At 42.5% G+C, this 13584-nt stretch carries 16 protein-coding genes; 12 read left to right on the top strand and 4 right to left on the bottom strand.

Translation table 11 applies throughout. The features are described from left to right. The first annotated feature begins 67 nt into the window (after positions 1–67). From FW774_RS14915 to miaA, 9 genes are all read left to right on the top strand, one after another. Positions 68–946: a cell division protein FtsX gene (locus FW774_RS14915; RefSeq protein ID WP_149348998.1), complete on the top strand. Its 879-nt coding sequence runs from the start codon at positions 68–70 to the stop codon at positions 944–946. A 1-nt stretch (position 947) separates the two neighbouring features. Then, positions 948–1187, top strand: a complete 240-nt coding sequence (locus tag FW774_RS14910) for a DUF3098 domain-containing protein (protein ID WP_149348997.1) — start codon at positions 948–950, stop codon at positions 1185–1187. A 2-nt stretch (positions 1188–1189) separates the two neighbouring features. Next, positions 1190–1984 (top strand): undecaprenyl-diphosphate phosphatase, encoded by a 795-nt coding sequence (locus FW774_RS14905; protein ID WP_149348996.1) that lies wholly within the window; start codon positions 1190–1192, stop codon positions 1982–1984. A gap of 230 nt (positions 1985–2214) precedes the next feature. Continuing rightward, positions 2215–2928, top strand: coding sequence for a tRNA pseudouridine(55) synthase TruB (gene truB, locus FW774_RS14900; RefSeq protein WP_149348995.1), 714 nt, complete (start codon positions 2215–2217; stop codon positions 2926–2928). An 18-nt stretch (positions 2929–2946) separates the two neighbouring features. Continuing rightward, positions 2947–3903, top strand: coding sequence for a bifunctional riboflavin kinase/FAD synthetase (locus FW774_RS14895; protein WP_149348994.1), 957 nt, complete (start codon positions 2947–2949; stop codon positions 3901–3903). Positions 3904–4051: 148 nt separating this feature from the next. After that, positions 4052–4291, top strand: a complete 240-nt coding sequence (locus FW774_RS14890; RefSeq protein ID WP_149348993.1) for a DUF6364 family protein — start codon at positions 4052–4054, stop codon at positions 4289–4291. After that, positions 4284–4691 (top strand): type II toxin-antitoxin system VapC family toxin, encoded by a 408-nt coding sequence (locus FW774_RS14885; protein WP_149348992.1) that lies wholly within the window; start codon positions 4284–4286, stop codon positions 4689–4691. The genes FW774_RS14890 and FW774_RS14885 overlap by 8 nt, the downstream gene beginning before the upstream one ends. A 95-nt stretch (positions 4692–4786) precedes the next feature. After that, entirely contained in the window at positions 4787–5836 is a 1050-nt protein-coding gene (locus FW774_RS14880; RefSeq protein WP_149348991.1) for a DUF2157 domain-containing protein, read from the top strand. Positions 5837–5878: 42 nt separating this feature from the next. Next, a complete protein-coding gene (gene miaA / locus FW774_RS14875) occupies positions 5879–6802 on the top strand; it encodes a tRNA (adenosine(37)-N6)-dimethylallyltransferase MiaA (RefSeq protein ID WP_149348990.1) in 924 nt (307 codons plus the stop codon). Positions 6803–7052: 250 nt separating this feature from the next. Here the strand turns inward: miaA and FW774_RS14870 are convergent, their stop codons facing one another. Beyond that, entirely contained in the window at positions 7053–7361 is a 309-nt protein-coding gene (locus tag FW774_RS14870) for a DUF3467 domain-containing protein (RefSeq protein WP_149348989.1), read from the bottom strand. An 88-nt stretch (positions 7362–7449) separates the two neighbouring features. Between FW774_RS14870 and FW774_RS14865 the strand changes: the two genes are divergently transcribed. The 3 genes from FW774_RS14865 to FW774_RS14855 all read left to right on the top strand — a co-directional run bounded on the left by FW774_RS14865 (position 7450) and on the right by FW774_RS14855 (position 9071). Next, complete coding sequence (locus FW774_RS14865; protein WP_149348988.1) at positions 7450–8424, top strand: DUF6624 domain-containing protein; 975 nt, start codon at positions 7450–7452, stop codon at positions 8422–8424. Between the two features lie 135 nt (positions 8425–8559). Further along, a complete protein-coding gene (locus FW774_RS14860) occupies positions 8560–8814 on the top strand; it encodes a type II toxin-antitoxin system Phd/YefM family antitoxin (RefSeq protein WP_149348987.1) in 255 nt (84 codons plus the stop codon). After that, positions 8814–9071 carry a Txe/YoeB family addiction module toxin gene (locus FW774_RS14855; protein WP_149348986.1) on the top strand — a complete coding sequence of 86 codons (258 nt, stop codon included), beginning with the start codon at positions 8814–8816 and terminating at the stop codon, positions 9069–9071. The genes FW774_RS14860 and FW774_RS14855 overlap by 1 nt, the downstream gene beginning before the upstream one ends. 339 nt (positions 9072–9410) lie before the next feature. On the opposite strand, the gene FW774_RS14850 is transcribed toward FW774_RS14855, so the two are convergent. The 3 genes from FW774_RS14850 to FW774_RS14840 form a co-directional block, all read right to left on the bottom strand. Continuing rightward, entirely contained in the window at positions 9411–10649 is a 1239-nt protein-coding gene (locus FW774_RS14850; protein WP_242457844.1) for a Gfo/Idh/MocA family protein, read from the bottom strand. 120 nt (positions 10650–10769) lie between these two features. Then, positions 10770–12128 carry a Gfo/Idh/MocA family protein gene (locus FW774_RS14845; RefSeq protein WP_149348985.1) on the bottom strand — a complete coding sequence of 453 codons (1359 nt, stop codon included), beginning with the start codon at positions 12126–12128 and terminating at the stop codon, positions 10770–10772. Positions 12129–12145: 17 nt separating this feature from the next. Further along, positions 12146–13501 carry a DUF1080 domain-containing protein gene (locus tag FW774_RS14840; protein ID WP_149348984.1) on the bottom strand — a complete coding sequence of 452 codons (1356 nt, stop codon included), beginning with the start codon at positions 13499–13501 and terminating at the stop codon, positions 12146–12148. Between the last annotated feature and the right edge of the window lie 83 nt (positions 13502–13584).

Below are 13584 nucleotides of genomic sequence, written 5' to 3'. Positions count from 1 at the left end.
TATTAATAATTTGTTTTTTACGTTTATAAAGTGAAATCTTTATTTTCGCAAATCAATCTGAGCAAGCATGGAAGAATTTGAGCTAAGCACATCGTCCAAAAAGACCAAAACGGTATACATTTCAACCGTTATCAGCATCGCCCTGGTGTTATTAATGGTTGGATTACTGGGACTGATACTGGTTCATGCCCGTAATCTTTCTAACTATGTAAAGGAAAACATCGTGCTAAACATCATTGTGAACGATGGCGCCAAAGAGGTAGATGTGCTTGCCCTGCAAAAGCAGATCGATGCTAACCCTTACGTGCTTAAAACGCAATACGTTAGTAAAGAGCTGGCAGCCCGAAACCTTACCAAAGACCTCGGTGAAGACTTTGTGGAGTTCCTGGGCTATAACCCGCTGCTGTCGTCCATTGATGTTTATCTCAAAGCCGACTATGCCAACAATACCAGCATAGAAACACTAAGCCGGCAGCTCTCTAAAAACCCTATGGTTAAGGAAGTGATTTACCAGAAATCGCTGATTGACATGGTTAACCAGAACATAAAAATTATCGGACTGGTTATTCTGGCCTTTGCCGCCATCCTGCTTATTATTGCCATTGCCCTCATAAATAATACCATCCGTCTGGCTATCTACTCGCAACGCTTTTTAATAAAAAGTATGCAGCTGGTGGGCGCCACCAAAGCATTTATCCGTAAGCCCTTTATCGGTTACGGCATTTTACATGGCTTACTGGGCGGCCTGATCGCTATCATCCTGCTGCTGCTAACCCTGTATTTTGCCCAGCAACAAGTACCCGAATTGCTCATTCTGCGCAACTGGTATGAGTTTATCCTGGTGTTTATTGTAGTTATTGGCATTGGCATATTAATTTCGGGATTAAGTACTTACTTTGCAGTGAGCAAATACCTGCGTTTAAAAATTTACGATCTATACAGATAACATGGCACAAAAAAAATATACTTCGCCAAGCGAAACTAAAGAAGTCCAGTTTATTTTTGGCAAAGCCAATTACCGGCTGATGCTTACTTGCATCGGCGTTGTTTTGCTGGGTTTTATTCTTATGATCGGCGAAACCGACATTTACAGCTTCCGCAAAATTGTACTGGCCCCGCTGGTTGTTCTTATTGGTTTTGCCATTGGATTCTTTGCCATTCTCAAAAAAGATACTGAGAAAAAATAAGCATGAATCTTATTGAAGCTATTGTTCTGGCCATTATTGAGGGCCTGACAGAATTTTTACCGGTATCATCTACCGGGCACATGATCATTGCCTCATCGCTGATGGGCATACAAAGCAATGAATTTGTAAAGCTGTTTACCGTGGCTATCCAGTTAGGCGCTATTCTATCGGTTATTGTACTGTATTTTAAGCGGTTCTTTCAATCGATTGATTTTTATATCAAGCTGCTCATTGCCTTTATACCCGCCGTTATATTCGGCCTGCTTTTCAGTAAAAAAATCGACGCCCTGCTCGAAAGTCCGCTGGGCGTTGCCCTGGCCCTGGTTATCGGCGGTATTGTATTATTGTTCGTAGATAAATGGTTTAACAAACCCGTATCCGATTCTACCAGCCAGATCAGCCACCGGCAGGCTTTCATCATCGGATTATTCCAGTGCCTGTCCATGATTCCCGGCACGTCCCGTTCGGCCGCCACTATTGTAGGCGGTATGGCGCAAAAGCTATCGCGTAAAGCTGCAGCCGAATTCTCGTTTTTTTTAGCCGTACCCACCATGTTTGGCGCTACCGTAAAAAAACTCTACGACTTTTATAAAGACGGCTATACCATCAACAGCCAGGATATGCATCTGCTGATCATCGGTAACCTGGTAGCTTTTATTGTAGCCCTTATCGCCATACGCTCATTCATCACCTTTTTACAAAACCGCGGATTCAGGTTATTCGGCTGGTATCGCATTATAATCGGTGGTATAATCCTGGTATTTTTGCTGTCGGGATATAATTTGCAGGTGATTTAGAGGCAGAAGGCTAAAGGTAGAAGGTTTAAGGCATAAGGTGATAGCCAAAAGCAGAAAGCATAAGGCTAAACCAATGAAATAGCAACAACAAAAAGAGGAATTATGTAGTTGGATTATGGGAACTGTACTATTGTACTCACAATCTATGATCATTTAGAAATTCATCGCAATACGCAATGCTCATTACCCAATACCAGATTGAGAGAGGTGGGCTTAACTAAAAACTAACATTGAAACTACCGGAAAGAAGCTTCCATTTTGCCGAGGGCGAATTATTACTGGTGAACAAACCCTATCGCTGGACCAGCTTTGATGTGGTGGGTAAAATACGCAACTCGTTTAAGCCGCTTAAGCTGAAAGTTGGTCATGCCGGTACCTTAGATCCGCTGGCAACCGGGCTGCTGGTTATCTGTACCGGGAAATTTACCAAAAAAATTGACGAGTACCAGGCGCAGGAAAAAGAATATACCGGCACGATGATTCTGGGCGCCACTACCCCATCGTACGACATGGAGACCGAAATAGATGCCCGTTTTGACCTTTCTCCACTTAGCGAAGAAGCCATACGGCAAAATACAGCCAACTTCATCGGTGAATTAGAACAATACCCACCGGCACATTCGGCAGTAAAAATAGATGGCGAACGCCTGTACGAAAAAGCACGCCGTGGTGAGACTGTGGAGTTGAAAACCCGGCCGGTTACTGTAACTATATTCGAGCTTACCCGCATTGAGCTGCCGGAAGTCGATTTCCGCGTGGTATGCAGCAAAGGCACTTACATCCGCTCATTGGTGCACGATTTCGGCAAAGCCCTGCACAATGGCGCTTACCTTGCTAAATTACGTCGCACCCGCAGCGGCGATTTTCATATTGACGATGCCTTCGAGGTGATGGAGCTGGTTAATCATATCCGCCAGTTGAAAGAAAACGGACAATTACATTAATTTTGCAGCCGCAAAGCGATGAGGATCTATAACGATATCAGTGAGTTTGGCCCGGTTAAAAATGCAGTGGTCACCATCGGGACATTTGACGGCGTACACATCGGGCACCAGAAAATTATTTCACGGTTACAGGAAGTAGCCCGTCAGACCGGCGGCGAAAGCGTCATACTCACTTTTTTCCCACATCCCCGGATGATCATCGACCCGCAAAATGCCGATCTGAAAATGCTGACAACCATCGCTGAAAAATCAGAATTACTGGAGCAGGCCGGTATCGATCATCTCATTGTTACACCTTTTACCCGCGATTTCTCCAATATGCTGCCGGGAGAATATGTAAAAAATATCCTGATAGATAAAATTGGCGTCAAACACCTGGTTATCGGCTACGATCATCGTTTCGGCAAAGATCGCAAAGGCAGCATTACCGACTTGCTGGAATACGGAAAAACGTATGGTTTTGACGTAGAGCAGATCCCTGAACAGGATATTCACGACATTGCCGTAAGCTCTACCAAAATACGCAACGCCCTGCTCAACGCCGATGTAAAAACGGCCGCCGAATTTCTGGGATATCCTTATCATCTAACCGGAAAAGTGATCAAAGGCGACCAGATTGGCCGTAAGCTGGGCTTCCCTACAGCCAACCTGCATGTTCCCGAAACCTATAAGCTCATACCCGCCGATGGCATTTATGCCGTTACTGTAAAGATCAAGGCCCCTGGTGCTGCCGGCTTTGACAATGAGGATATTAAAGGCATGGGTTATATCGGTCACCGGCCAACCATTAACGGCATGACCCGCAACATCGAGGTAAACCTGTTTGAATTTAACCGCGATATTTATGGCCATGATATCCGTATTTATTTTCACCAGTTTATCCGCAGCGACATGCGTTTCAACAACCTGGATGAATTGCGGGAACAATTGAAACGCGATATGGATGTTTCGCTCAAGCTGCTGGCTCACGTATAATTCATAATTATTAAGAAATTTAGAAAACCTCACCCGGCAGGTTAGTTGGTCTGTCAGGGGCTCACCGGGAATAAAATTGCTAAAAAAGCAATAAGTTCAGCTCACAACACCAAACGCTATGCGTATATTTGTGTAAATACACGCATACATGAAAACAACCATCAATCTCAGGTTTGATAAAAATACCATTGAGGCCGCCAAAGCCTATGCTTCAAAAAAGCAGACAAGCGTGTCTGCAATTATAGAAGCCTATTTAAAAAAACTTATCGCACAAGATAGAAAAGAAGATTTTGCTTCAGACAATCTTATCGGCATTCTTAAACAATATAAAGACTTGTCGGATGAAGAACTAAAAGCAATATACCTGAAAGATAAGCACAATGCGTAAAATATACCTGGACACCAATGTTATTTTAGAGCATGCCATGCAGCGCAGCAATTATCGACAGGTTGTTGAGCTATTTCATCTTGCAGAATCCGGGGCTATTGAGTGTTACACATCTGCAGCTACGTTCTTCACCCTTGCCTTTTTCCTCAGGAAAGATAAAAACAGTAAACAGATCTTTAAGATATACCTCTCCTTTATCAAAACATTAACAACCCGCGATGAAGACTTGCATGCTGCTGTTAACTCCTCTTTTACCGATATTGAAGACGGATTTCAATATTATTCTGCCCTGGGAAAATGCGATGCCTTTATCACCTTCAATAAAAAGGATTTCATCAGGCATCAAAACAAGCGTCTGCCTTGTCTTACACCATCCGAGTTTTTAAACGATTTAATATAAACACACTACCAGGTGGAAGTGATAATCGGTAATGATTCACCCTACTTTTTGCTTTCTTTCTGCTAAAAACCTATTTTCACCATAAACACAAACCGGTGAAAAAACTTAATCTGGATAAACAGGAAGCTGAATTTTTAGCAAAAACCATTGACCATTGGCTGGAACAAGGGCAAATAACCAAAGAAACAGCCGAAACCCTGCAAAACAGTTACGAGGTCAAAGGCTTCGACTGGCGGCGTTTAGCACAATATTCCTTCTGGATAGCATTAGTTTGCGGTGTTATTGCCATTGCCTCATTAATTATCGACGATGCTGTTATCCGGTGGCTCAAAAAGCTGTATAATACTCCCGATATTGTCATCAGCATTATTTCCGGTCTGCTGGCGGCCTGGCTATTTTACCGCGGGCAGCACCTGAAAAAGCACCATCCGCAAAAAATATTCAGCAATGAGGCCGTTATATTCCTGGGCGTATTATTTACAGCCAGTTGTATTGCCTACCTCGGCAAAGCGCTGGATAACGGTTCCGGGCATTTCTCGATACTGTTTTTGCTATCAGTTTTTGTTTACGGCTTTCTGGCCATACAATTCAATTCCAAACTGATATGGGCGTTTGCGCTCATCTCGTTGGGTAGCTGGTTTGGCACAGAAACCGGTTATCAGACAGATTGGAGCCATTATTTCCTTGGCATGAATTACCCGCTGCGCTTTACCTGTTTTGGCGCACTGCTGGTAGTATCCAGTTTTCTTATCCGTAAAGTAAACCGTTTAGAGCCCTTTAAAACACTCACCTACGTTATGGGCATGCTCTACCTGCTTCTTTCACTATGGCTGCTGTCCATCTTCGGAAACTTTGGCAGCATTGAAGACTGGCTCAAGATCAAACAATCACATTTGTTTTACTGGGGCATCTTATCGGCGCTTATTGCCATAGCCTGTACGTTGTACGGACTGAAATATAAAGATACCATAGCCCGCGAATTTGGCATTACCTTTTTACTCATTAACCTGTACACTCGTTATTTTGAATATTTCTGGGATAACACCAACAAAACGCTCTTCTTTGCCATATTAGCTATATCATTCTGGCTTATAGGCCGCAAAGCTGAAAAGATCTGGAGCCTGGATTCGCTGAAAAAATTATAAGATCCAAGCGTCGAATACTTATTTTTGAGCTTTCGCTTATCAATGAATCAGCCGCCTGAAGGTACATCGCCCAAAACACTGATAGTCATCGCCGGCCCCACAGCGATCGGCAAAACCGAGCTTGCCATTAAAGTAGCGCAGCACTTCCGTACCGAGATCATATCGGCAGATTCCAGGCAGTTTTACCGCGAAATGTCCATCGGCACGGCCAAACCATCGCCCGAAGAATTAAAGCAGGTAAAGCATCATTTCATTAACTCACACAGCATTTACCATGCGTTTACCGCCGGCGATTTTGAACAGCAGGCACTTGAAACATTGGCAAACCTGTTCATCAGCAATAACACGGTAGTTTTGGCCGGAGGCTCCGGCTTGTTCATTGATGCTGTATGTTACGGCTTTGATGCGTTACCCAAAGCTCCCGAAGCTATCCGCAAAGAACTTAACAGCATTTACACCCAGCATGGCTTAACCCCCTTACAGGAAGAGCTAAAAACAAACGATCCGGAATACTACGCCCAGGTCGATCTGAACAATCCGCAACGCATTATCCGGGCGCTTGAAGTTTACCGCACCAGCGGACGGCCTTTCTCATCGTACAGAAACAAACAAACCTCAAAACGCCCTTTTAACACCATTAAGATCGCATTAAACACCGACCGGCATTTACTTTATGAACGCATCAACCAACGCGTAGACCTCATGATGCAGCACGGACTGCTGAACGAAGTAAAAAACCTGCTTCCCAATCAATCGCTCAATGCCCTGCAAACGGTAGGATACACCGAGTTGTTCCGCTTCCTGAATAACGAAATATCCTTAGATACCGCCATCAGCCAGATCAAGCAAAATACCCGCCGTTACGCCAAGCGCCAGCTTACCTGGTTCAAACGCGATCCGTCATACCACTGGTTTGCACCCGGCGAAACAGAACACATTATCACCTTCATTGAAAGTAGATTATAACTTTTTGAAAAGCACTTGCAGCATTGCATCGGGTAACCATAGCCCCGTCATCCGCTGTAGCCCTCATTGCAATCGGGGCTGCCGCTGCTGCCGGGTTTATTTTGGTTAAGGCAATGCTGCTATCACCTGTTGGGAACGTTGACAACTTTTAAAAAGTTGTCAACGTTAAAGCTATTGAAAGTTGTCAACATTATTAACGGAGGAAAAAAACAGCTATTCCCGAATGGTCGGGACAAGTGTATCGCCTGAATTACGCCTGCGCTGTCGGGCCACCGAAATTCATCGGAAAAGGAGGCTCCTCATGCGTATTGATATGCCCGTTAGCCGCTTCAAACTTGGCAATATTATCCTCCAAAGCCCCTAACAATCTTTTGGCATGTTCGGGGGTTAATACAATCCGCGATTTCACTTTTGCTTTTGGAACACCCGGCATTACACGAATAAAATCCAATACAAACTCCGTATTAGAATGTGTAATAATGGCCAGGTTAGAATAAATACCTTCAGCAGTTTGCTCGTCTAACTCTATATTTAACTGGTTATTGTTTTGCTCTTCCATAAAACAAAAATAGAAAATTATCATTGTTGTCCGGCAAAATCTGCATATATATAACCTATATTTAGAATTAGCTAACATATTAAACTACATGAACCGGCTCAACTTTTTAACTGGACTTTTACTCTTATTAACATTAAACACTTTTGGACAAACAAATCCATACTCTGAAAATGTTAAGCAAGCCGAACAATATTATCAAAATAAAGAGTACTTAAAAGCAGCTGAATCTTATTCAAAGGCCTTTGCTTCAAACAAAAACCTGGGGCGCATCGACCATCGCTATAGTGCTGCCCGTTGCTGGGCCATGGCGAACAAACCAGATTCTGCATATTATAACCTTGAAAGGATTGCAAAAAGTGGTTATTATATCAACTATTATGTAACTACCCAGGATACCGCGTTAAAAATACTACACGCTGATAAGAGATGGAAAAAACTCCTCAAGTTAATAAAAGCCAACAAGGAGAAAACAGCACCAAGCTTAAATGAAGTTTTAACCGCAACACTTGATACTGTATATTATAGAGACCAAGCCTATAGAAAACAGATTGACGAAATAGCACAGAAATATGGCTGGGAGTCAAAAGAAATGAAAGCCCACTGGCAATTGATTACTCACAATGACTCCATAAATTTGATAAAAGTGAAGGCTATTCTGGACAAATATGGCTGGCTTGGTAAAGATAGAGTGGGAACAGAAGGCAACAATACGTTGTTTCTTGTCATTCAGCACTCGAATCAGGCAACACAAGAGAAATATCTGCCTATGATGAGAGATGCCGTAAAAAACGGAAGAGCACATGCCTCAAGCTTAGCATTACTTGAAGATAGGGTTGCACTGAGGCAAGGTAAGAAGCAAATTTACGGAAGCCAAATTGGGCAAAACCCAAAAACCAGAGCTTATTATGTACGTCCTTTGGAAGACCCGGCAAATGTAGACAAGCGACGTGCCGAAGTTAACTTACCTCCTCTGAAAGAGTACGTTAAGCATTGGGGCATTAATTGGAGTATTCAACAATACCTACAGGATCTGGCAGAAAATGGAGAACGAAGTGTAGAATAACACACTATCTCACACCGTTATTGTTTATAACGATAATGATTGAGAACCGAATAATTGAAGCTCCTGTTACCGAACTTACGTTCACCTGATTTGCATCTAACCAAAATTGTACATATTTTTGTACAAAAATACATTATGCTGATTACATCCGCCTCAGATTTTAGGAAAGATATTAAATCCTATTTCGACAAAGTAGTCTCAAATTTTGAGACCCTGATTATTAACCGGGGCAAAGATTCAGGTGTAGTGATCATGTCGTTAGAAGAATACAATTCCCTTATGGCCACTAATCATGAGTTATCCTCCCGGAAAAATGAACTTAGATTAGATGCAGCCATTGAAAAACTCAAAAGCAAAGAATCCTTCACAAAGGAACTTTCAGAAAACTGATGAAGTATGTATTTGTAGATGAATCGTGGGAAGATTATCTGTACTGGCAGCAGGCTGATAAAAAGAAGCTTAAAAAAATCAATGATCTGCTAAAGGATATTGCCCGTAATCCATTTGATGATATTGGGAAACCGGAACCATTAAAACATAAATATTCAGGATTCTGGTCCAGAAGGATAGATGACGAGCATCGTTTAATCTACCGGGTTTTAGATGATGAAATACAAATTGCCAAATGCAGATACCATTATGACTGATAGCAGTAGTTATAATGAAATTAAATAAAAAGTGATATTTATCCAAGTCTTTACGGAGCAAACATACCTCTCATTGCACAAACTCAATAAACAGCGAAAGTTGGAAAAAACTCTCGTTTGTTGAACAACAACTCGCTTAACACGAGCGCAGCTGCTAATTGATTCTGCATATTTATATGGCTAAAACAATTCAGAAATGTTTCAACAATATTACCAGCGATATCAGAATATTATAGCGATTATATTTATATGCTACAGCATAATAATGCATATTAGTGCCAACCACATTACTTAATCTTAACAATAGATTTAGTTTAGCTTTTACATTTTAACAGGCGCTTAGCTTATATTGTATTCTGGCTTCCAGTACTGAATGGTATCTGTATAGGAAGATTGATTGATCATATCCACACAAAAGGCGGTTTTTGCACCTGTGATTACATTAGAGTCCGGTAATTTGTTTTCAATTACACTACGATGAAAATTCTTTAAAGCGTACCATGTGCCGTCTTTAGTGCGTTCATTGAGTATCGGAATTCCTCCATCTTTGTTCCATGTAATTTTCGTCGCTCCTGTAACTCCATCAACGGTTTGTAAAGCTTCCATGGTGTCTTTTTCAGGATAAAAAATGCCTTCATTAACAAGCAGGGATATCGTTCCTTTAGAGCCTTTTATCTTAAAGAGATAACCGTCCTTTTTATTGGCACAAGTGGCTCCGAAGGTTCCAATCATTTCGGCGTCTTTATAGCGTAGAACTGCCTGAAGATTATCAAAAGTTTCCCTGCCGTCTTTATAAAAGTCTATCCCCCCGGTTGCAAATATTTCCTGCGGATTGGTATTGAAAGCCCAGTTGATATAGTCTATTTGATGAGAAAGCAGCTCTGCGGCCAAGCCTCCGGAGTACTCTTTATACATTCGCCAATTCACTTTTCTTTCCAGGGATTTATCCGGAACTGCTCTTCTCCAGTTCCAGTTTCTATCCCAACGACAATCTACGTGCGTTACTTTTCCGATATAGCCACTTTCAATCATCTCCTTTACCTTGTAATATAAAGGAGAGTACCTGTATTGATGTCCTATTTGAAGTATTTGTTTAGCATGCTTTTTGGACAATTCTACCAGGTCTAAGGCCTGCCGGGCAGAGTAAGTCATTGTTTTTTCCAGATAAACATGCTTACCTGCAAGCAACGCATCCTTGGCTATATGATAATGTTCACTTAAAGGTGTCGCTATAACAATCACATCTATGTTCCTATCATCCAAAAGCTTTCTGTAATCATGTGCTTTATAAGTATAAGGTTTTAACTTTTTGGCATTGTCCAATCTAAACTGTAATATATCGCAAACCGCCACCACATCAAACATTTCCGGAAGGCTGTCCATTACCGATTTTATCCCGGTTCCCCTGTCGCCATACCCTATAATACCAACCTTTAATACTTTTTCTATGGATTGATATGGTACAGCAAAAGCCGTATTGTGTAATAAAAGACCACCTGCTAAAAGCCCGGACTGAGTCAAAAATTTCCGTCTACTCATATTATAAAAGATACTAAATATAAAAAAATGGGCCAGCAAATATAGGGTGCATTTCAAATTGTCGTGTTCCGTTGCTTTTTGGTCAGCTCCGGTGGATTACCCCGGTTGGTGTCTTCACCTGCCGGTGACAATTTCAAACGCACCCGCAAACACGCTATACTACCATTTAAAAACCTTTCCGCCAACCATTACTTCCTGGGTCTTGCTGTCAAATGTAGCTTTAGAGCCGGACCTGGAAGCTGCCGTAGTCATGATATTGGCTACAGAATGATTATACCCTGCCTCTACCGGTGCATTAGGCTGCTTTCTGCTTCTGACACATTCCATCCAATTTCTCACATGAGCAGAGGTTAACGCATCGGCGCCCGTATTGGCTGACGCGGCTACTCTTTCTACCTTTTCTGTCAGATTGACTTCCGGCAGCAGATTCGCTTTCATGCCCATTGCTGCTGCCGCTTTTTCGGTAAGGCCTCCTTTCGGAGAAACCTTATTGGTAATCAGGTTGAGTTCTCCACCATTGGAATAATAGATTTCCGATGGTTTTTCATCTCCGTTATGCATCCGGGAATTGAACGTTACCTGGAAACCTGTGCTCATATCGTTTTCCGGGCCATAATCAAAAACAGCGGTCATTGTGTCCCAATTACGCCGGCCATCCTTCCACTGGTAAACACCTCCGTTTGCTACCACACTTCTCGGGTGCTTCAAATCTGTAAACCAGTGTACTGTATCTATCTGGTGCGACATCCATTGCCCGGGCAAACCCGAAGAATATGGCCAGAACAATCTGTATTCCAGGTATTTTCTTGGATCCCACGCCTCGAAAGGCCTGTTCAGCAAAAAGCGTTTCCAATCCGTATCTTCTTCCCTGCATTTAGCTACCAGCTCCGGTCTTCTCCATCTTCCCGGCTGATTGACATTCCAGGTCAGCTCTACCATGGTGATATTCCCGAACCTGCCTTCTTTGATGAATCGTTCCGCAGCCTTGTAATTTAATCCGCTTCTTCTCTGCGAGCCAATTTGCACAATCCGGTCTGTAGCTCTAACAGCTTTTAAGGCTGCCCTGTTATCCTCCATAGTTTCTGCAAAAGGCTTTTCCACGTAGGCGTCACACCCCGCCTTAACAGCTTCTATGGTAAGTAGCGCATGCTGAAAATCAGCTGTACTGATGAATACGCCATTGAGATCTTTCATGGTGTACAGTTCGTCGTTGTTTCTAAATGCCTGAACTTTATTACCCAGTTTTTGCTCCAAAAAACCCTGACCTTGTTCCCTTCTCAGCTTCCATAGATCAGAAACGGCTACTATTTCGAAATTCAGTTCTTTATGATGATTGAGAAACGACGGGAACAACGAGTTTCTGAACCTGTCTGAAAAACCGACTACGCCGATTCTTACCCTATCGTTTGCCCCGATAATTTTGCTATAGCTTTTTGCACTCATACCCATTGTTCCTAAATAAACTCCGGCAGAGGCAATAGCAGATTGTTTGATGAATTTCCTTCTTGAATTATCCATGATATAAATTTAGCGGTTTACAATTCTCTTATTTTTATGCTTCTGAACGATACGTTGTCGCCATGATCCTGCAACAGGATTCTTCCTTTAGGAGCCATTCCATAATTCTCCCATCTTTTATGCTTGCTCATAGCTACTAAATCGTTGAATTCTTTAGATCCTCTTACATATTCCAGCACTTTAACGCCATTCAGCCAGTATTCTACTTTATTATCTGGAGAAACTTTGATGATTCCCTGGTTCCATTCTCCTATTTTCCGGATAAATCGGGGTTGTTTATGAGATGTTTTCAGATCGTACAATGAGGCCAACGTACGGTTTCCATCCCGGCCCAGTTTCGCATCAGGGTGTCTTTCATCATCCAGTATCTGATACTCCAGGCCAATTGCAGAGCCTTTATTGCCTTCTTTTTCTGTAACGAAGTATTTTACGCCACTGTTGGCTCCTTCGGTCAGCTTAAAGTCGAACTTTAACTCAAACGCACTAAATTCTTTTTCGGTAACGATATCTCCTCCATTGACAGATTCTCCCCCATTAGATTTCAATACGCTTAACACACCGTTTTCAATCTTCCAGCCTTTAACAGGGAATGCAGATTTGTAAGCACCTCTCCATCCTTTGGTAGAAACTCCGTCCCAAAGCATATAGAAACCTTCTTTCTTTTCCTGTGCAGACAGGTTATTAGGGATGAGGTTGACCACATAAATATCATCTAAAGGAGATGGCTTCAGGTTCGTTGTTTTGATACGGATATTTCTCCAGCGGATTTGTTTTCCGGCGACCTTGCCCTTTGATATTGCATGCACTTGGAAGGCGATGAAACCCTCTGCCGTCATATCATCTACCAGGTTCGCGGTGGGTATCCCGTTCACCCAGGTCCTGATGGTGTTACCGATACACTCAATCCGATATTTGTTCCATTGATTGTTCTTAAAGGCCGTTTTGCCTTTTGGGTTGACATCCATCGTATATAGCCATCCTCTTCTGGCCTCATCGTATATTTCCCCGCTCCATGCCCTTTCTGATGGGTCGATCTCTACCTGATAGCCATGTACGCGTCCGTTTTGATATCCGGGAGTGCTTAAGCTCCTGATCTGGATGCCTGAATTCATGGACGGGTCAACGAAAACTTCCGCTTCCAGGATAAAGTCTTTGTACGTTTTCTCTGTCGCAAGAAATGAGTTGGGCTCGTTGCTGACGGTAGTGCCCACTATTTCTCCGTTCTTGACCTCGTATTTGGCCTTGCCATTCAGCTGCTTAAATCCCTGTAAATCTTTTCCGTTAAAAAGGTTCTGCCACCCATCTTTGTTTGATTGTGCAACCACGGTTGCCGCACTCATCATTAAAATGCTAAAAATTGATCTGACTTTCATATATTTATTATTATTGATTTGTTTTTTCTAATCTTGTCAAAACTCCTTACAACAGGATTGACCATTCAGGTACTGTCTAAATT

Origin of the sequence: Pedobacter sp. BS3, assembly GCF_008274585.1 — a bacterium.
Taxonomy (GTDB): Bacteria; Bacteroidota; Bacteroidia; order Sphingobacteriales; family Sphingobacteriaceae; genus Hufsiella_A.
Note: the sequence above shows the minus strand (reverse complement) of the source record. Positions and strands in the feature narration are given on the sequence as shown.

What these genes read in the sequence shown, in the direction of transcription:
- FW774_RS14860 (WP_149348987.1), top strand. Translation starts at nt 8,560, where the DNA reads ATGCTGATTACATCCGCCTCAGATTTTAGGAAAGATATTAAATCCTAT.
- miaA (WP_149348990.1), top strand. Translation starts at nt 5,879, where the DNA reads ATGAATCAGCCGCCTGAAGGTACATCGCCCAAAACACTGATAGTCATC.
- FW774_RS14870 (WP_149348989.1), bottom strand. Translation starts at nt 7,361, where the DNA reads ATGGAAGAGCAAAACAATAACCAGTTAAATATAGAGTTAGACGAGCAA.
- FW774_RS14895 (WP_149348994.1), top strand. Translation starts at nt 2,947, where the DNA reads ATGAGGATCTATAACGATATCAGTGAGTTTGGCCCGGTTAAAAATGCA.
- FW774_RS14905 (WP_149348996.1), top strand. Translation starts at nt 1,190, where the DNA reads ATGAATCTTATTGAAGCTATTGTTCTGGCCATTATTGAGGGCCTGACA.
- FW774_RS14865 (WP_149348988.1), top strand. Translation starts at nt 7,450, where the DNA reads ATGAACCGGCTCAACTTTTTAACTGGACTTTTACTCTTATTAACATTA.
- FW774_RS14845 (WP_149348985.1), bottom strand. Translation starts at nt 12,128, where the DNA reads ATGGATAATTCAAGAAGGAAATTCATCAAACAATCTGCTATTGCCTCT.
- FW774_RS14885 (WP_149348992.1), top strand. Translation starts at nt 4,284, where the DNA reads ATGCGTAAAATATACCTGGACACCAATGTTATTTTAGAGCATGCCATG.
- FW774_RS14855 (WP_149348986.1), top strand. Translation starts at nt 8,814, where the DNA reads ATGAAGTATGTATTTGTAGATGAATCGTGGGAAGATTATCTGTACTGG.
- FW774_RS14915 (WP_149348998.1), top strand. Translation starts at nt 68, where the DNA reads ATGGAAGAATTTGAGCTAAGCACATCGTCCAAAAAGACCAAAACGGTA.
- FW774_RS14840 (WP_149348984.1), bottom strand. Translation starts at nt 13,501, where the DNA reads ATGAAAGTCAGATCAATTTTTAGCATTTTAATGATGAGTGCGGCAACC.
- FW774_RS14910 (WP_149348997.1), top strand. Translation starts at nt 948, where the DNA reads ATGGCACAAAAAAAATATACTTCGCCAAGCGAAACTAAAGAAGTCCAG.
- FW774_RS14890 (WP_149348993.1), top strand. Translation starts at nt 4,052, where the DNA reads ATGAAAACAACCATCAATCTCAGGTTTGATAAAAATACCATTGAGGCC.